Genomic DNA, 17,149 nt, shown 5'->3' with positions numbered 1-17,149 from the left:
AAACAGCCTATCCACTGGCCGGGTTTTACTCCGGCGCGGCCGACCCTCTCGCCGCCGCTTCGTGGCCTAATTTGTCACCGCCCTACACAGCCCAGGACGACAGCACCTCGCGGCTTTTCACCGCCGATCGCATCGCCCGCTGGTTGACCGCCGCGACGATGGCGATATCGAGCGCCACAGCGTCCTTGACCCCTGGCACCTCCATCAGCCGGCGCGGCGGCGCGTTCAGCACCTCCGCCAGCGAACCGAACCGGGCGATCAGCGCCTTGGCGATCGGCTTGACGTCACGGCGAGGGATGGTGCGAAAGAGGATCAGTTCGAGCAGTTCGTAATCGGCCAGCGCCGTGGCGCAGGCGATCGCGGTGGCCGTCGTGGTGCTTGGGCGCAGGCTTGGCGTGGCCGGCGGCAGCCGTCGTTCGCGGTGAAGGAGCCTCGCCGAGGCCGGGAAAATCCGGTTCGTCGTCGGAGCCGGAATGCGTCATCGCCGGGCGGCTATTCCGCCGCGCCGGCTAAGGGCTCGACCGTCAGCCCCGGCGTGTCGAGCCCGGCGGGCGACAGGGTGAAGACCTCGCAGCCGGTCTCGGTCACGCCGACCGTGTGTTCGTACTGGGCCGACAGCGAGCGGTCGCGGGTGACGGCGGTCCAGCCGTCGGAAAGGATCTTCACATGCGGCCGGCCGATATTGATCATCGGCTCGATGGTGAAGACCATGCCGGGGCGCATTTCCGGTCCTTCGCCTCGCCGGCCGTAGTGCAAGATGTTCGGCGCGTCGTGGAACAGCTTGCCGACGCCATGACCGCAGAAATCGCGCACGACCGAGCAACGCTCGGATTCCGCGTAGGTCTGGATCGCCTCGCCGATATCGCCGGTATGGCCGCCCGGGCGCACGGCCTCGATGCCGAGCAGGAGCGAACGATAGGTGATGTCGCACAGCCGTTCGGCGGCGCGCTTGACGCGGCCGACCGGGTACATGCGCGAGGAATCGCCGTGGTATTCATCGTGAATGAAGGTCACGTCGATATTGACGATGTCGCCTTCCTTTAGCGGCTTGTCGTTGGGTATGCCGTGGCAGACCACATGATTGATCGAGGTGCAGACGCTCTTGCCGTAGCCGCGATAGTTCAGCGTCGCCGGAAACGCGTCGTTGGCCAGCGCGAAGTCCACGACATAGCGGTCGATCGTCTCGGTGGTCACGCCCGGCTCGACGATGGCGGCGAGGCCGTCGAGACAGCGCGCGGTGATCTGGCAGGCCCGCCGCATCCCCTCGAACGCCGCGGCGTCGTACAGGCGGATGGCACCCGTATTGCGGGTCGGGTTCAGTTCGGCTTCGAGATAAGTGGTCATGGTCGGGACGCGGTATCGACGATCGGAAGGGCGGTCACGGGACGGATGGCTGTCAAGCTGATGTCGCATCGAACGGCATGGGCTTCAACCCCTCGTGCACGCGCGAGGGCGAATGCGGCGGCGTAGGCCGGGTCCAGATCGGCGGCGAAGGCCACGCGGTCGCAGTCCGCCCTTTGTACCACGTAGAGCATGATTGCCCGCTCGCCGGCCGTGACGCGGTCGCCGAGTTCGACGAGATGCTTGGCGCCGCGCGTGGTCACGCAGTCGGGAAATTCGGCGAGGCCCGGTTGGCGCATCAGGTGGACATTCTTGACCTCGACATAGACCGGCTGTCCCTCAGGATCGGTATAGAGAAGGTCGACGCGGGAGTTGCGGCCGTATTTGACTTCGCGCCGCGCCGCTCCGAATGCTGCCAGCGGCGGCACGAGCCCCGACGCGATCGCTTCTTCGGCGAGTCGGTTCGGCAGGGCGGTATTGAGGCCGACGAGGGTTCCGTCCGCTTCGATGATCTCCAGCGTCAGGGGAAGCTTGCGGGCGGGATTGGCCGACCGCGACAGCCAGACCCGCGATCCTTCCGCCTTGAGCCCCAGCATCGCGCCGGGGTTCGGGCAGTGGACGGTGACCGGATCGCTCTCGCCGTCGATCTGGACGTCGGCGAGAAAGCGCTTGTAGCGGCGCAGAAGGCGGGCCGGTATGAGCGGGGAGGGGAAGGCGACCATAGGCCCGCCGATAGCGGCGGCGGGACACTCCCGTCAATGCCCGTGTCCGCAGCCCGTCTTGGGCCGCGAACTGTCGTGATCGCCTCCCGCGCCGATCAGCGCACCGCCGTCGGGTTGATGATGGCCTGCACGCCGCCGGTGAATTTTGACTGGCCGAGCACGAACATGAACTCCCAGGCGTCGTCCGCGACGAGTTCGGCAGTGTCCATGTTCTCCAGAATGAAGACGCCGTTGCGCGGGATCAGGATCTGATGCACCTCGAAGATGCCGACGCCTTCCTCGAAGGGCACCGCTTCGAGCCCCCAGCTGTCGGCTCCGACGGCGACCACGTTCTTTCCAACGAGATACTCGGCGCCGTCCTTGCCCAGCCCCGGCTCGCCCTTGATGTAGCGCGCGTCGTCATTGCCCACGAGCGACAACCAGCCGGTATGGAAGAGAACGACGTCGCCCTCGCGAATCTCGACGCCCTGCTTTTCGGCCTGGGCCTCGATCTCCTCGCGATTGAAGGCCGTGCCCGCTTCGAGCACGTCCATGCCGAAGTGATCCGTCATATCGAGAACGATGCCGCGGGTGACGATATTCGGGATCGTCTCCACACCAAGCTTGGTCAGCCCGTCGGCCTGGACGAAGTCGCTGTTCTTGTTGCAATTGTAGTAGACGTTATCGATGCCGATATGGCCCAGGCCGTCGATCTGCGAGCCGGTCCCGACATAGCCCATGTAGATGTCGTCATTGTAGTTGGTCTTGGTCGGGCCAAGGCCGATGCCGCCGACCTGACCCGGCTGGTTGATCACCAGCGCCCAGGAGCGGGAACCGAATGCCGGCGTCTTGGAATTGGTCTCCGCGCCGAGGGAATAGACCTTACCGGTCTTCACCAGCTTGGCGGCCTCAAGCGCCATCTCAGGGGTCAGCAGATTGGCCGCCCCGATCTCGTCGTCAGGTCCCCATTTGGATTGGCACCATTCGTCCGGCTGGGCCGCGGCCTGCGCTTCCGGCTGGTCGGGTGTCTGGTTGTCCTGTTGTGCCCTGGCGGGCGCCGACAAGACTCCCGCTGCCAGCATGGCCACAAGACCGGTTTTCGCGAATTTGTTCATGTCGTCCTCCCCTTTGTGATTTTCGGTTTTCGTTCCCGTTCTATCGGTGGGCCGGCCGCAACCCTTCCGCCTCGGCTGTCAGCCGACCGTCCTCCTCCAATGCGATCGGACGGGAACTCCAATATCCGTTCGGCCCACCCGCCTGTGCTAAACCCTGACCTTCACATAGCTTCCCGGCGCATCCTCGATCGGTTTCAGCTTGCGACCGCCAGGCTTGCGCGCCTTGACGCGATTGCCAGACTTTTCGGTGATCCATTCCTGCCAGTGCGGCCACCAGGAACCTGCTGTTTCGTTCGCCGCGAGCAGCCAATCTTCGTAGGCCGCGACCTTCTTCGGCGTCGGACCCGTCCAGTACTGATATTTCTTCTTGGCGGGCGGATTGATGACGCCGGCGATATGGCCAGAGCCGGACAGGACGTAGGTGACATCCGAACCAAAGGCGCGACTGCCGACGAAGACGCTGCGGGCCGGCGCGATGTGGTCCTCCTTGGTGGCCAGATTGTAGATCGGGACGTTGACCGTCGACAGGTCGAGGCGTTTGCCGTCGATTTCCATCGTGCCCCGCGACAGCCGGTTTTCCAGATAGCAACTGCGCAGATAAAACAGATGGTTCGCCTTCGGCATGCGGGTGGAATCGGCGTTCCAGTAGAGCAGGTCGAATGGCATCGGCTTCTTGCCGCGAAGATAGTTGTTGACGAAATACGGCCAGATCAGATCGCCAGACCGCAGCAGATTGAACGCCGTGGCCATCTGCGAGCCGTCGAGATAGCCCTTCTTGCCCATCGTGCGTTCCAGCGTCTGCAACTGGGCCTCGTCGACAAAGACCTTCAGGTCACCGGCGTGGGTGAAATCGACCTGAGTGGTCAGAAATGTCGCGCTGGCTATGCGCTCGTCGCCGCTGGCTTTCAGATAGGCGAGGGTGGCGGCGAGCAGCGTGCCGCCGACGCAATAGCCGATCGTGTTGACCTCGCCGACGCCGGTGGCGGCCTCGGCTGTGTCGATGCCGAAGACGATGCCTTCTTCGATGTAATCGCTCCAGCCCTTCTCCGCCTGCTTGTCGTCCGGGTTAACCCAGGAGATGACGAAAACGGTATGGCCCTTTTCGACCAGCCATTTGATGAAGGATTTTTCAGGGTTGAGATCGAGAATATAGAACTTGTTGATCCAAGGCGGCACGATGAGAAGCGGCCGCTTGAACACCGTCTCGGTCTCCGGCGCATATTGAATGATCTGGCAGACGTCGTTCTGCGCCACTACCTTGCCCGGCGTCAGGGCCATGTCGCGGCCGACCTCGAACGAGGAGTCGTCGGACTGCCGCAGCCGCAGATTGCCGCCGCCTGCCGCCATGTCCTCCGCGAACATCTTCATGCCGCGCACGAGGTTTTCCCCGTTCGAGGCGACCGTCTCGCGATAGAGCTCGGGATTGGTGGCAATGAAATTGGATGGAGACAGCGCGTTCGACACCTGCTTCATGTAGAAAGCGGCCTTGTGGCGCGTGTGCGGGTCCAGACCTTCGGTCTTGTCGACCAGATCCTCGGCCCATTGCGCGGTCAGGAGATAGGCCTGCTTGACGAAGTCGAAGAACAGATTGCTGTTCCATTCCGTGTCGGCGAAGCGCTTGTCGCCGGGCTGCGGCTCGACCGGGCTCAACGCCGTCTCGCCGGACATGCGGCGGATCGAATTGTTCCAGACGTCCATGTAGCCGGTGAACAGGCTGGTCTGCGCCTCGACCGCGCGACCGGGATCAGTTAGCCAATAGTCGGAGATTTTCGAAAGGGTCTGGACCATTTCGTCCATGGAGACAGGACCGGCGTCGAATTCTCCCTTCTCGCGCGGCTCCACCCAGGCTGCCGCCGCCTTGCCCAACTGCTCCAGCACCCGCGCCATATTCAGGGCAAAGGCTTGTGGGTCCTTCACCACGTATTCCTCGCCGGTGCCGGTCTTGTCGATGCCGCCGAGCTCTGCCGATCGCTTGGTTGTCATCGTGCTTTCCTCCTGTCGAGGCTGCCGTTTTCTCCGTCCGGGCCTCGCTACGCTGCGTCGCGCGGGTGCATTGTGACCGCACCTTGGTCCATGAACAATCGATCGGCGGGATTTTGTAAATGCCGTTCCTGTAGGATATGACACAGTGCGCCGTTTCAAGAAGGCCTGATACCGACCTGCGATGATTACGCTTTCAGTTCTTCGGCCGCTTGCGGTCCTTGCGGTGCTTTTGCCGGCAGCCGCATGCCAGTCGATCTTTCCGGACGAGGAGGATCCATCGCTGGCCGCCCTGCGGGCGCAGGCGGCGGCGCCGGTCGCCTCCTCGCAGCGGTTCGACAGCGACGGCTATCCGCTTCTCGGCGCCTATCCCGACACGGCGGCGCCGCAACTGACCGACGCGCAAGTTCGGGCGCAGCAGTCGCGTCTCAATGCACAGGCCAGCCAGCGCGCATCCGCCGCGACGTCGAGCAGCTATCCCTCCGAAATCGCTCGACTGGAAGGCGTTCGACGCAAGCAGGCGGCCGACGTCGATGCGGCGCTCGCGGCCAAGCCGACGCCGAACGCTCAGCCAACACTGAGTCCCGAAGAGGTGTTGCGGCAGATCGAGGCGGGGCAGTAGACCCGCGTCGTTCGCCGCTTCCTTCCCGCAACCAGCGCCACGCCGCGGGACGAAAACCATGGAAGAATTTCACAAAGTTCGCCGACTGCCGCCCTACGTGTTCGAGGAGGTCAACCGGCTCAAGGCGACGGCGCGGGCCAACGGTGCCGACATCATCGATCTCGGCATGGGCAACCCCGACCTCGCGACGCCGAAATTCATCGTCGACAAGCTGTGCGAGGTCATTCGCGATCCGCGCACGCACCGCTATTCGGCGTCCAAGGGCATCGGGGGGCTGCGCAAGGCGCAGGCGAAATACTACGCGCGCCGGTTCGGCGTGACGCTCGATCCGAACACGCAGGTTGTCGCGACGCTCGGTTCGAAGGAAGGCTTCGCCAACATGGCGCAGGCCATCACTGCGCCTGGCGACGTGGTGCTATGCCCCAATCCGACCTATCCGATCCATGCCTTCGGCTTCATCATGTCCGGCGGAACGATTCGCGCGATTCCGGCCAAGCCGGACGCGGATTTCATGGTCGCCATCGACCGAGCCGTCCGTCATTCGATCCCGAAACCGATCGCGATCATTCTCAATTATCCGTCCAACCCCACGGCCTTCGAGGCCGATCTCGATTTCTATCGCGAGATCGTCGCCTTCGCCCGCAAGCACGAGATCATCGTCCTGTCCGATCTTGCCTATGCCGAGATCTATTTCGACGGTCCGCCGCCGCCCTCGATCCTCCAGGTTGAGGGAGCCATGGACGTCGCCGTCGAATTCACCTCGATGTCGAAAACCTTTTCGATGCCAGGATGGCGCATGGGCTTTGCCGTCGGCAACGAGCGCTTGCTGGCCGCATTGGCCCGGGTCAAATCCTATCTCGATTACGGCGCCTTCACCCCGATCCAGGTAGCCGCGACCGCGGCCCTGAATGCCGGCGAGGAGGCCACGCAGGAGGTGCGCGAGATCTACCACCGGCGCCGCGATGTGCTCGTCGAATCGTTCACGCGGGCCGGCTGGCCGGTTCCCGCGCCGTCATCGACGATGTTCGCCTGGGCACCGCTGCCGGCGGCGTATCGCGACCTCGGCTCGCTCGAATTCTCCAAGCTTTTGATCGAAAAGGCCGACGTGGCCGTCGCGCCCGGCATCGGCTTCGGCGAACACGGCGACGAGCATGTGCGCATCGCATTGGTCGAAAACGAGCATCGCATCCGACAGGCGGCGCGCAACATCCGCCGCTTCCTTGCCAGCGGCGACGAAGCCGGGCAGAAGGTCGTTTCCCTCGGCGCCCATTTGTGAACGGCGCCAAAACGACGCGAACAGTCACAAGGTGCTCATGAAAAGCCCATTGCGGCTCGGCCTTGCCGGGCTAGGAACGGTCGGCGCGAGCCTCGCGCGGCTCATCGAGACCAAGTCGGAAACCTTGGCGAACCGGGTCGGTCGGCCGATTGAACTGGCCGGCATCTCGGCGCGCGACCGATTGAAGGATCGTGGTTTCGACACATCGCAACTCGCCTGGTTCGATGATCCTGTCGCATTGGCGAAAAACGGCGACATCGACGTTTTCGTCGAATTGATCGGCGGAGATACCGGGCCCGCATTGGAAGCGGTGACGGCCGCGCTGGGGCGCGGCTTGCCGGTGGTTACCGCCAACAAGGCCTTGCTGGCGCATCATGGCGTGGCGCTCGCCACGCTGGCGGCGCGAAACGAGACCGAGATCTTGTTCGAGGCAGCCGTCGCGGGCGGCATCCCGATCATCAAGACGATGCGCGAGGCGCTGTCGGGCAATGACGTCAGCCGCGTCTACGGCATTCTCAACGGCACCTGCAATTATATGCTGACGCGCATGGAGAACGAGGGCATCGCGTTCGACGATTGCCTGAAGGACGCCCAGCGGCTCGGTTATGCCGAAGCCGACCCGACCTTCGATATCGGCGGATTCGACGCCGCCCACAAGCTGGCGATCCTCACCTCGCTCGCCTTCGGTTGCGAGATCGATCTCGACAGCGTGTTCATCGAGGGTATTTCGTCGGTCACCAATGACGACATCGAAGCGGCAGCGGAACTCGGCTATCGCATCAAGCTTCTGGCGGTGGCGCAACTGACCGAGACGGGGATTGAGCAGCGGGTGCACCCGACGATGATCCCGGCGCATTCGGCGCTCGCGCAGGTGGACGGCGTGACCAACGCCGTCGCCGTCGACAGCGATCTCCTTGGTTCGATCCTGCTCGCCGGCCCCGGCGCCGGCGGCGATGCGACGGCCTCGGCGGTTCTTTCCGACATCATGGATGTCGCCGGTGGCGTGCTTCCGCCGACCCTCGGGCTGCCGCCGGCAAAGCTCGTTCCCTACAAGCGGGCGCGGATGCGCGCTCACGAAGGCGGCTACTACATTCGCTTGTCGGTCTATGACCGGGTCGGCGCCTTCGCGTCGATCGCCCGGCGCATGGCCGAGAACGAAATCTCACTGGAATCGATCGTCCAGCGGCGACGCGAGGACTCTGGCGACGCGACGACCGCGCCGGTCATTCTCGTCACCCACGAAACCACGGAAGCCGCCGTGCGCAAGGCGCTGGAGCTCGTCTCCAAGGACGGGCATCTCAAGGATGAGCCGAAGATGATCCGGATCGAGGCGCTGGACTGACAGGGGCGGCTCTGCCTGGCGGCGTTGCCATCCGCGCCAGGCGGATGACATTGCGTTTTCACCGTCGCCGGGCATATCAGGCTTGTAATCCGACGCGGGATCGAATCGTGTGGGGTTGGCCATGAAGGGAACGGACATGACCGACAGCAGCAGCGGCGGCGAAACGCTGGATCGGGTTCTCACTCTCGAAATCGCCCGGGTGACCGAAATGGCGGCCGTCGCCGCGGCGAATTTGCGCGGACGCGGCGATGAAAAGGCCGCGGATCAGGCGGCGGTCGACGCCATGCGCAGCGAACTGAATGGGCTCGCCATCGACGGACTCATCGTCATTGGGGAAGGCGAACGCGACGAGGCGCCGATGCTGTTCATCGGCGAGGAAGTCGGCACCAAAGACGGCCCGAAGGTCGATATTGCCCTCGATCCGCTCGAGGGCACGACGGTATGTGCCAAGAACCTGCCGAACTCGCTGGCGGTGATCGCCATGGCGGTGCGCGGCAGCCTCCTGAACGCCCCCGACGTCTATATGGAGAAGATCGCGATCGGTCCGGGGTACGACGACGGCATCGTCGATCTGTCCCGTTCGCCGGAGGAAAACCTGCAGGCCCTGGCGAAGGCCAAGGGCGTTGCGGTCTCGGAAATCACCGCCTGCATACTCGATCGCCCGCGGCATGCGGCGCTGATCGAAGCGGTGCGCGAGGTGGGCACGGCGATCCGGTTGATCGGCGACGGCGACGTGGCCGGCGTGATTCATACGACGGATCCAGAGGAAACCGGCATCGACATCTATATGGGCATCGGCGGCGCGCCGGAAGGCGTGCTGGCGGCGGCGGCCCTGCGGTGCACCGGTGGGCAGATGCAGGGGCGCTTGCAGCTCAACACCAACGAGAAACGCGCGCGTGCCGAAAAGATGGGCATCTCCGATCCGTACCGGGTCTATAGCGCCGAGGAGATGGCTGCTGGCGATGTCATCTTCGCGGCGACCGGCGTGACCGATGGCAACCTTCTTGACGGTGTTCGCTTCTACCGCGACCGCATCACCACCCACACGCTGGTGATGCGGTCGCACTCGCGCACCATTCGCGAGGTGCGGGCACAGCATCACGGCCGATCGAAATTCGGCCTCTGAGCAAAAGCCGCGGGCCGGGTTGCACGTCCGGTCTCGCTTCGCCAGAACAAGCTCCATGGTCACATCTGCCCGCACCTTTCTTGCCGTAGACCACTCGATCGGTGGTCGCCGTTGGCTGAACGCCCTCGACGAACGCGCCGAGGCTTCGGCGCTGAAGATGGCCCAGACGCTGGCGCTGCCCGATATCGTCTGCCGCGTCCTAGCCGCGCGCGGCGTGGCGGAGACCGACGCCACCGCCTTTCTCGATCCGCGCATCCGCGATCTGATGCCCGATCCGTCGACCATGACCGACATGGAGGCCGCCGCATCGCGCCTTGCCGATGCCGTCGAGGGACAGGAAACGGTCGCGATTTTCGGCGATTACGACGTCGACGGTGCCGCGTCGTCGTCGCTCTTGTGGCGCTATCTGAGCCATTTCGGCATTGACGCGACGATCCGCATCCCCGACCGGATCACCGAGGGCTACGGCCCGAACCCCGCCGCGATGCGGGAACTGGCGTCTGCGGGCGCGACGCTGATCGTCACCGTCGACTGCGGCACTGGCAGTTTCGAGGCGATAGAATCTGCCCGACAGGCGGGTGTCGACGTGGTCGTCCTCGACCACCACCAGACCGGCCCCGATCTTCCCGACGCGGTGCTGGTCAATCCTAACCGCCAGGACGATTTGTCGGGACTTGGGCATCTCGCCGCCGCTGGCGTCGTCTTCATGACGCTGGTCGCTGTTTCGCGGGAATTGCGCCGTCGCGGAAGGGCGCAGGCGAGTCTGCCGGACGTCTTCGGCCTGCTCGACCTCGTGGCGCTCGCGACCGTCTGCGACGTGGTACCGCTGGTCGGCCTCAACCGCGCTTTCGTCGTGCAGGGATTGCGGGTGATGCACGGCCAGCACAATCTCGGTCTCGCCGCGCTGGCGCGGGTCGCCCGCTTGTCGGGGCCGGTCGAATGCCATCACCTCGGCTTTCTTCTGGGCCCCCGGATCAATGCCGGTGGGCGGATTGGCGATGCGTCGCTCGGCAGCCGCCTGCTTTGCCTCGATGATGCCGGCGAGGCGGACGATCTCGCTGCTCATCTGAGCGTGTTGAACGAAGAGCGGCAGGCGATGGAGCACGTTATGCTCGAACAAGCCGAAGCCGAGGTCATGGCCGAAATCGGTGGCGGGGAGGGACCGTCGATTCTGGTCGCCGGATCGCGTGAATGGCACCCAGGGATCGTCGGATTGCTCGCGGCGCGGCTGAAGGAGCGCCATCGCCGTCCGGCTTTCGCCATCGCTTTCGACGGCTCAGGGCGAGGAACCGGGTCGGGTCGCTCGATCGGCGGCTTCGATCTCGGCCGGCTGGTGCGTGAGGCGGTGTCGGCTGGCCTGCTTGAAAAAGGTGGCGGGCACGCGATGGCCGCGGGTATCACCGTTCAAAAGGATCGGCTCGGTGATTTTCGAGCCTTCCTCGAAGTCGGCGCAGCGAACGCGGTCGCGGCGTTACGCGAGGGGGAATCCCTGAAGATCGATGGCGCCGTCAGCGCCGCGGGGCTGACCCCGGATCTCTACTCTACAATCGAACGGGCCGGGCCTTATGGATCGGGACACGCCGTGCCGATCTTCGCCCTCGCCCGGCACCGAATCGCGTCGTCCTCGATCGTCGGCAAGGGGCATGTTCGGGCAACGCTGCGGGGCGCGGATGGAGCCAGCGTCCAGGCTATCGCCTTCAAGGCTGCCGAAACCGATGTGGGGCAGCGGCTTCTGGCGGCGCGGGATCGCCCGGTCCATGCTGCCGGCACCTTGTCGCTCGATCGGTTCCGGGGCCGCGAGGATGTGCGCTTTCGGCTGATCGACCTCGCCGAGGCGTTCGACTGATCGGCGGCGATGGCGAAGGAGCAGGGATGGCGAAGCTTTTTGAGGCGCCTGTCGATTGTCGCGACGCGCCTCGATGGGATCGACCGAAGCGATCATTTCGAGCACATTACCGAGAGCGCTCGCGTCATAGCTCGAGTTCAAACCGGCCGAAACGCTTGACCGCCAAGGGCGGCAATGCTCGGCGCCTGCCCGCAATGTCGAAGACCTCGCGGAACGGGGCGCGCCGAAAACGACTGCAAAGAGCGTGTTTCAGTGCTACAGGACATACAGGCCATGAATCACGGCCGAGGATTTTACTCCATCATCTGGAACACCATCTCGGGTGCGCCGTTGTTTGTGCGTGCCGAGAACCGGGAACCTAAACGTCGATGAAAACCAATAACCTACCGTCCACGACGGGTGTTCGCGAGCCCGTCTGGCCGAAAGTCCTGTCCAACTACCGCAAGCCGCGACGGACCCGTAGTGCGATCGAGCTCGCGATCACGCTGGTCCCGTTTGCCCTGCTCTGGGCACTGGCGTTCGCCGCTGTCTCCTACGGGATCTGGTGGGGACTGCTCCTGATCATCCCGGCGGCCGGTTTTTTGCTGCGGCTGTTCATCATCCAGCATGATTGCGGCCACGGATCTTTCTTCGCCAATCGACATTTCGATAACTGGACCGGCCGCGCGATCGGCGTCCTGACCCTGACGCCCTACGACTATTGGCGGCGCATGCACGCCAAGCACCACGCCTCGACCGGCAATCTCGATGAACGCGGCGTCGGCGACATCATGACGCTGACGGTCGCGGAATATAAGGCTTTGTCGCGTTGGGGCCGGCTGCGCTATCGGCTCTATCGCCATCCGATCGTGATGTTCGGCATCGGGCCGATCTGGTTGTTTCTGTTCGAGCAACGATTGCCGATCGGGATGATGCGCGCGGGGGCCGAGCCCTGGATTTCGACGATGGCGACCAATCTGAGCGTCGTCTTATTGGCGACCGCCATGATCTGGCTCGGCGGTGTCGGGCCGTTCTTCTTTGTCCATCTGCCGATCGTCATCCTGGCGGCCTCGATCGGCGTCTGGCTCTTTTACGTGCAGCACCAATTCGAGGAAACGCATTGGTCGCAGGGCTCCGATTGGGAGTTCCAGGAGGCGGCGCTGCACGGTTCGTCACATTATGATTTGCCGGGTGTCCTGCGGTGGTTCACCGGCAATATCGGCATCCATCACGTGCACCATCTTGCCAGCCGCGTGCCCTATTATCGGCTTCCGGAAATCCTGAGGGATCATCCGGAACTGAGCGAGGTCGGCCGGATCACCCTGCGCGATAGCCTTCGCAGCGTGCCGCTCGTCCTGTGGGACGAAACCAGCCGCCGGCTGGTCTCGTTTCGAAAGGCCAAGGCGCTGGGGTGATGCCGGCCGGGGCAGATGAGAGCGGGCGCCCGGACATTCGTTCGCCTTTGACGCAACTGTCTTGATGTGCCTGGAGGCCTACGAAGCCTGAAGGATGGCCGTTAGATCCGTCAGATCGCGGCGGTCGTAGGTCGGCGCGTAGCGTGGATCGAGGACGGCATCGTCGGCTCGGTTCGACCAAAAACACTCCAGACCGGCCGCCGCCGCGCCGAGGGCGTCGGTCCGGCTGCCGGCGACATGCAATATGTCGGCGGGTGAGAGGCCGAGCCGCTGCTGCGGCAGGCGATAGACGGCCGGATGCGGCTTGTAGCGGCCAGCATGCTCGGACGAGAAGACGTGATCGAAGGGGTCGCCAATGCGGCTGGCGACGGCCTTGAGCATGGCCTCGTCCCCGTTGGACAGGATGGCCGTCTGATAGCCGCGATCCTTGACCTCTCGCACGACGGATTCGGCCTCCGGCCACGGATTGATTTCATCCCACGCCGCGACCAGTTCCTCGCGTAAGTCGGGTGATGCTTCGAGGCGGTGCAGGCGGACGGCATAGTCGAAGGACTGCCGCGTCGCGTCGCGAAACGGGACCCGCTCGCCGTCGAGCGAGTTGCTGAGCTGCAGCCGCTCCATCTGCTTGTCCCGCCAGATGGCGAAAAACGCACGCGCGTCCGTCTCCGGCAGAGACAGACGGGATGCGACACGCGGCGCGATGCTGCCGGCAATGTCGAACAGCGCGCTGTAAACGTCGAAAGTAATCAGCTTTTTCACGCCGGTCTCCAGTCAGACATACGGTTGCCGGCGCGCGCATCGAACCTCGGGCAGGGCAGTTTCGGAAGGCCCGCGGCGATCATCGTTCGCGGGCGCCCTTGTCGGTGGCGCCGATCGTCGCCTCGTCGAAGGTCGACAGAAACCTCAGCTTGGCTTTTTGGACATGGCGGAAGAAGGTCTCCTGGGCCCGATCCGCGTTGCCGGAAGCCAAAGCCTCGACCATCTCGCGATGTTCTTTGTTCGACACCGACAGCCCCTTGGCTTGAACCAAGGTTCGCGCGCGGCACAGATGCAGCCGGTTGACCAGGCTGCGGTATTCGCCGACCAAGGTCCGGTTTCCGGCCGACGTCACGAGGTAGGAATGGAACTCCAGATTCATCGGATAATATGCGTCGAAGTCGCTCTTGGCTGCGATCTCGTCCATCCGCGTGAGGTAACTCTGGAGCCGACGCATCATGTCGTCGGTCACCCGCTCGGCGAGCAGTCGCCCCGCGAGGCCGAAGATCGCCGAGCGCAGATCGTAGATCTCCAGCGCTTCCTCGACGTGAATCTGGCGGACGAATACGCCACGATTGCGCACGACGTCGACGAAGCCCTTCGCATGGAGGCTGCGCATCGCTTCGCGCAAGGGACCCCGGCTCATGCCGAAACGGTTGGCCAGTTGAAACTCGTTCAAGCGCTCACCCGGCTGGAGCTCCCCGCCGAGAATCAGATGCTCGATCTGCTTCTCGACCGCACTGGCGAGCGAGGAGGTCTGAAGCGTGGTGAGTTCGTCTCTGGCTTGCGAAGCGTCCGTCACCGACATTGAGCGAGCCTTCCTGGATCGAAAGTGTTCCGAAGCTTCTACGTGAAATGTCATGCGATACGCAAAAGCTCTTGATCCAGCCGGAGCAAATCGGTGTGACGCAACGCCGGTCACATGTTCGCAGACGCCAACAACCCAAAACCGCGGCAAGCGGGAGCTTTGGACGAAGGACGGAACCCGGTTTTCAGATCGTTCCGATGCGCAATCAAAGTGCTAGAGCGCCCTTTTCTCGCACACCCGCGATGACCGCGTCGATCATGGCGCGTTGGGTTCCCGTGCCGCGGATGTCCGCCGTCCGCGTTTCGGCCCGCGACAGCGCGTGGTCGATCCCGCGTTTCATCAGCGCGGCGGCGTCGACGGTTGCCGGGTTGTCGCGGCGACGGCCGAGCCAGTCGAACAGCATCCGTGTCGATTCGATCATGGCGAAGGGATTGGCGATTCCCTTTCCGGCGATGTCCGGCGCCGAACCATGTGTGGCCTGCGCCATCGCGATCGCGCCGCGGCCGATGCACAGGCCGGGCGCCATGCCGAGCCCGCCGACGAGACCCGCCGCCTCGTCGGTCAGGATGTCGCCGAACATGTTGGTCGTCACCACGACGTCGAAGCTCTGTGGATCGCGGATCAGGCGCATCGCCATCGTGTCGACGATCACTTCGTCGACGGCAACGTCGGGAAAGTCTGCCGCCACCTCGTAGCAACTGTCCACGAACATGCCGCAGCCGAGCTTGAAGACGGTGTTCTTGTGAACGAGGGTCAGGCGCTTTAAGCGCGAGCGCGCGATCTCGAAGGCCGCGCGCGCGACCTTGCGGCTCCCCTCGCTGGTGATCACCCGAACCGAGATCGTCACGTCGTGTGTCGGGCGGAATTCTCCCGAACCCATGACCACGTTGCGGTCGGGCTGGAAGCCCTCGTTGTTTTCGCGCACGATGATGAGGTCGATGTCGTCATGCAGGCAGCCGATGCCCGGAAAGGAACGGGTCGGACGCACATTCGCGAACAGATCGAAATGCTTGCGCAGGATCGGATGCGGATTGATCGCCTCCGCGACCTTGGGATAGTCGCGATGGCCGATCGGCCCGAGAATCCAGCCATCGAGAGCGCCGAGCGTCTCCAGCGTTCCCTCCGGCATGGTGTGGCCGTGCGTGTCGAGCGCGCGACGCCCGATCGGAACCTCGGTCCATTCGATCGTCAATCCGGCCGTGTCGGCGGCAGCCCTGGCGATTTCGACCGCGGCCGGTACCACCTCGTGGCCGATGTCGTCGCCTTCCAGAATGCCGATCCTGAGCGCGTCTTTCCGGGGCGAGGGCGTCATTCGGCGGCCGTGGAAATCCGTTGAGCGGCTGCTTCCTCCGCCAAGTCCGCTGCTTCGCTCATGCTATCGATCGCCCAGGACATGTCCAGGATTCGGCGCGACTGCTCGGCGCCGACAACCAACTCGGCCTGATTGAGGAATTTCACGTTGAGCTGGTCGTCGGTGAGCGGGCGTTCGCGGCTGCCGATCGCGCGCTCGATCCGCTTGTGCAGCTTCGAGCCGTCATCGAACACGATGTCGATGTCGACCGAGGCTTCATGGCAGGCGGGGTCGGCGGTCGCGCTGACCCGGTCGCGAAGCGCGACGATGTCCGGCCGGCCGACCATGTCGTCGGTAAAGGCCGTGGGCGATCCATCCCCTTCAAGCAGCGCGCTCGCGGCGGCGTGATAGACGCTAAATTTGCCTTCCAGGCCGGTGCTCGGCGCGGTCTTGCCGGTCAGTTCGAGAACCAGCGGATGTGTCGTCAGGTGCACGGACCGAATGTCCTTGACCTTATCGCCGATCTCGCTTCGGATCTGCTGGCAACCGTCGATGGTCGGATGGATGACGATTCCGCAAGCGAAGGGCTTGTAGCTGTTCAGCGCGGCTTCCCATCGCGTGCCGAGGTCGTCGAGAATTTCGCCATAGTCCTGCTTGGTCGACAAGACGTTGGCGAAACCGCGCGGCGCCTCGATGCCCTGCAGCGAACTGTCGAACCCGGCCTCGGCCAGAAGGGCCGACATGGCCCCGTTCTGGGCAGCATGGCCGGGATGGAAGCTTTTCGTCATGGTGCCGAACATCTCGCGCAGGCCAGAGGACTGGGTGGCCGCCAGGCCAAGCGCCCACTGCATCTGGGTCTTGTTCAGGCCGATGGCGTGTCCGACCGCGGCTGCCGCGCCGAAAACCCCGGTCGTGCCGGTGATGTGCCAGCCGCGGTCGTAATGCTCGGGATAGACACAATTGCCGATCCGGCATTCGACCTCGATCCCGACCAGCATCGACGTGATCAAGGCGCGCCCGCTCATCGGCCGGGCTTCGCTCAAGGCCAAGAGGGCCGACGCCACCGGTCCGGCCGGATGGATGATCGTCTTCAGATGCGTGTCGTCGTAATCGAGAACATGCGACGAGATGCCGTTGACGAGCGCAGCATGCAGGACGTCCAGCTGTTCGCCACGTCCCAGGATCGTCGCAATGCGCGGGCCGGAAAAGGGATCGACGGCCCGAATGGCGGCGTCCACAGTCGGATGGGTTGCCCCGCCGACGGCGCAGCCGACCCAATTGACGAAAGTGCGCACGCCTTCACGGCGGACCTCTGGGGAAATGTCATCGTCTTTAACGGTGACGATCCATTCGGCGAGGGGGGCGGTGACGTGAGGAACAGGCATGAAAACTCCAGAAATCAGGCTGCGGTCGATCCTTCGCGCCCATGCGGTGGGACGATATCCAACTCCCATCGCGACATCGGCGAGCCTGGCGAAGGATGCGGCCAGGTGCTGGAACTGCCGCGACAGGCGTTCGTCGCTATAGAATGGCGATGGAAAAAATTGTCAA

At 64.1% G+C, this 17,149-nt stretch carries 15 protein-coding genes; 6 read left to right on the top strand and 9 right to left on the bottom strand.

Annotated features, from left to right (window positions below):
• Window positions 1–82 precede the first annotated feature (82 nt).
• The 5 genes from VQ044_RS25695 to phaC all read right to left on the bottom strand — a co-directional run bounded on the left by VQ044_RS25695 (window position 83) and on the right by phaC (window position 5,140).
• Window positions 83–232 carry a hypothetical protein gene (locus VQ044_RS25695; protein ID WP_442872927.1) on the bottom strand — a complete coding sequence of 50 codons (150 nt, stop codon included), beginning with the start codon at window positions 230–232 and terminating at the stop codon, window positions 83–85.
• A 260-nt stretch (window positions 233–492) separates the two neighbouring features.
• Window positions 493–1,344 carry a type I methionyl aminopeptidase gene (map, locus tag VQ044_RS14420; protein ID WP_327647869.1) on the bottom strand — a complete coding sequence of 284 codons (852 nt, stop codon included), beginning with the start codon at window positions 1,342–1,344 and terminating at the stop codon, window positions 493–495.
• A complete protein-coding gene (gene sfsA / locus VQ044_RS14415) occupies window positions 1,341–2,063 on the bottom strand; it encodes a DNA/RNA nuclease SfsA (protein ID WP_327647867.1) in 723 nt (240 codons plus the stop codon). The genes map and sfsA overlap by 4 nt, the downstream gene beginning before the upstream one ends.
• A gap of 95 nt (window positions 2,064–2,158) precedes the next feature.
• Window positions 2,159–3,157 (bottom strand): cyclase family protein, encoded by a 999-nt coding sequence (locus tag VQ044_RS14410; protein WP_327647866.1) that lies wholly within the window; start codon window positions 3,155–3,157, stop codon window positions 2,159–2,161.
• Window positions 3,158–3,304: 147 nt separating this feature from the next.
• Complete coding sequence (phaC, locus tag VQ044_RS14405; RefSeq protein ID WP_327647864.1) at window positions 3,305–5,140, bottom strand: class I poly(R)-hydroxyalkanoic acid synthase; 1,836 nt, start codon at window positions 5,138–5,140, stop codon at window positions 3,305–3,307.
• A 181-nt stretch (window positions 5,141–5,321) separates the two neighbouring features.
• On the opposite strand from phaC, the gene VQ044_RS14400 reads away from it, so the two are divergent.
• From VQ044_RS14400 to VQ044_RS14375, 6 genes are all read left to right on the top strand, one after another.
• Window positions 5,322–5,759, top strand: a complete 438-nt coding sequence (locus VQ044_RS14400) for a hypothetical protein (protein ID WP_327647862.1) — start codon at window positions 5,322–5,324, stop codon at window positions 5,757–5,759.
• Between the two features lie 58 nt (window positions 5,760–5,817).
• Window positions 5,818–7,035, top strand: a complete 1,218-nt coding sequence (locus tag VQ044_RS14395; protein ID WP_327647860.1) for an LL-diaminopimelate aminotransferase — start codon at window positions 5,818–5,820, stop codon at window positions 7,033–7,035.
• Window positions 7,036–7,072: 37 nt separating this feature from the next.
• Window positions 7,073–8,377, top strand: coding sequence for a homoserine dehydrogenase (locus VQ044_RS14390; RefSeq protein WP_327623297.1), 1,305 nt, complete (start codon window positions 7,073–7,075; stop codon window positions 8,375–8,377).
• A gap of 136 nt (window positions 8,378–8,513) precedes the next feature.
• The gene (gene glpX, locus VQ044_RS14385; RefSeq protein ID WP_327651031.1) at window positions 8,514–9,503 is read left to right on the top strand and encodes a class II fructose-bisphosphatase; all 990 of its coding nucleotides are present in this window, start codon (window positions 8,514–8,516) and stop codon (window positions 9,501–9,503) included.
• A gap of 55 nt (window positions 9,504–9,558) precedes the next feature.
• Window positions 9,559–11,349, top strand: a complete 1,791-nt coding sequence (gene recJ / locus VQ044_RS14380; protein WP_327647859.1) for a single-stranded-DNA-specific exonuclease RecJ — start codon at window positions 9,559–9,561, stop codon at window positions 11,347–11,349.
• 368 nt (window positions 11,350–11,717) lie between these two features.
• The gene (locus VQ044_RS14375; RefSeq protein ID WP_327647857.1) at window positions 11,718–12,743 is read left to right on the top strand and encodes a fatty acid desaturase; all 1,026 of its coding nucleotides are present in this window, start codon (window positions 11,718–11,720) and stop codon (window positions 12,741–12,743) included.
• 78 nt (window positions 12,744–12,821) lie between these two features.
• Here the strand turns inward: VQ044_RS14375 and VQ044_RS14370 are convergent, their stop codons facing one another.
• From VQ044_RS14370 to VQ044_RS14355, 4 genes are all read right to left on the bottom strand, one after another.
• On the bottom strand, window positions 12,822–13,502 hold the full coding sequence (locus tag VQ044_RS14370) for a haloacid dehalogenase type II (RefSeq protein ID WP_327647855.1): 681 nt from the start codon (window positions 13,500–13,502) through the stop codon (window positions 12,822–12,824).
• Between the two features lie 79 nt (window positions 13,503–13,581).
• Entirely contained in the window at window positions 13,582–14,307 is a 726-nt protein-coding gene (locus tag VQ044_RS14365) for an FCD domain-containing protein (RefSeq protein WP_327647854.1), read from the bottom strand.
• Window positions 14,308–14,512: 205 nt separating this feature from the next.
• On the bottom strand, window positions 14,513–15,619 hold the full coding sequence (locus tag VQ044_RS14360; RefSeq protein ID WP_327647853.1) for an isocitrate/isopropylmalate dehydrogenase family protein: 1,107 nt from the start codon (window positions 15,617–15,619) through the stop codon (window positions 14,513–14,515).
• Complete coding sequence (locus VQ044_RS14355) at window positions 15,616–16,983, bottom strand: MmgE/PrpD family protein (protein ID WP_327647851.1); 1,368 nt, start codon at window positions 16,981–16,983, stop codon at window positions 15,616–15,618. Before VQ044_RS14355 ends, VQ044_RS14360 begins: the two co-directional genes overlap by 4 nt.
• Window positions 16,984–17,149 lie beyond the last annotated feature (166 nt).

It is taken from the genome of Aurantimonas sp. C2-5-R2 (assembly GCF_036549495.1).
Classification (GTDB): Bacteria; Pseudomonadota; Alphaproteobacteria; order Rhizobiales; family Rhizobiaceae; genus Aurantimonas; species Aurantimonas coralicida_A.
This window is presented reverse-complemented; position numbering and strand designations above follow the sequence as displayed.

Bases quoted from the DNA above. Each gene is read 5' to 3' on its own strand.
- sfsA (WP_327647867.1), bottom strand. From the start codon at position 2,063: ATGGTCGCCTTCCCCTCCCCGCTCATACCGGCCCGCCTTCTGCGCCGC.
- VQ044_RS14355 (WP_327647851.1), bottom strand. From the start codon at position 16,983: ATGCCTGTTCCTCACGTCACCGCCCCCCTCGCCGAATGGATCGTCACC.
- VQ044_RS14410 (WP_327647866.1), bottom strand. From the start codon at position 3,157: ATGAACAAATTCGCGAAAACCGGTCTTGTGGCCATGCTGGCAGCGGGA.
- VQ044_RS14360 (WP_327647853.1), bottom strand. From the start codon at position 15,619: ATGACGCCCTCGCCCCGGAAAGACGCGCTCAGGATCGGCATTCTGGAA.
- VQ044_RS14390 (WP_327623297.1), top strand. From the start codon at position 7,073: ATGAAAAGCCCATTGCGGCTCGGCCTTGCCGGGCTAGGAACGGTCGGC.
- phaC (WP_327647864.1), bottom strand. From the start codon at position 5,140: ATGACAACCAAGCGATCGGCAGAGCTCGGCGGCATCGACAAGACCGGC.
- VQ044_RS14365 (WP_327647854.1), bottom strand. From the start codon at position 14,307: ATGTCGGTGACGGACGCTTCGCAAGCCAGAGACGAACTCACCACGCTT.
- VQ044_RS14395 (WP_327647860.1), top strand. From the start codon at position 5,818: ATGGAAGAATTTCACAAAGTTCGCCGACTGCCGCCCTACGTGTTCGAG.
- glpX (WP_327651031.1), top strand. From the start codon at position 8,514: ATGACCGACAGCAGCAGCGGCGGCGAAACGCTGGATCGGGTTCTCACT.
- recJ (WP_327647859.1), top strand. From the start codon at position 9,559: ATGGTCACATCTGCCCGCACCTTTCTTGCCGTAGACCACTCGATCGGT.
- VQ044_RS14375 (WP_327647857.1), top strand. From the start codon at position 11,718: ATGAAAACCAATAACCTACCGTCCACGACGGGTGTTCGCGAGCCCGTC.
- map (WP_327647869.1), bottom strand. From the start codon at position 1,344: ATGACCACTTATCTCGAAGCCGAACTGAACCCGACCCGCAATACGGGT.
- VQ044_RS14400 (WP_327647862.1), top strand. From the start codon at position 5,322: ATGATTACGCTTTCAGTTCTTCGGCCGCTTGCGGTCCTTGCGGTGCTT.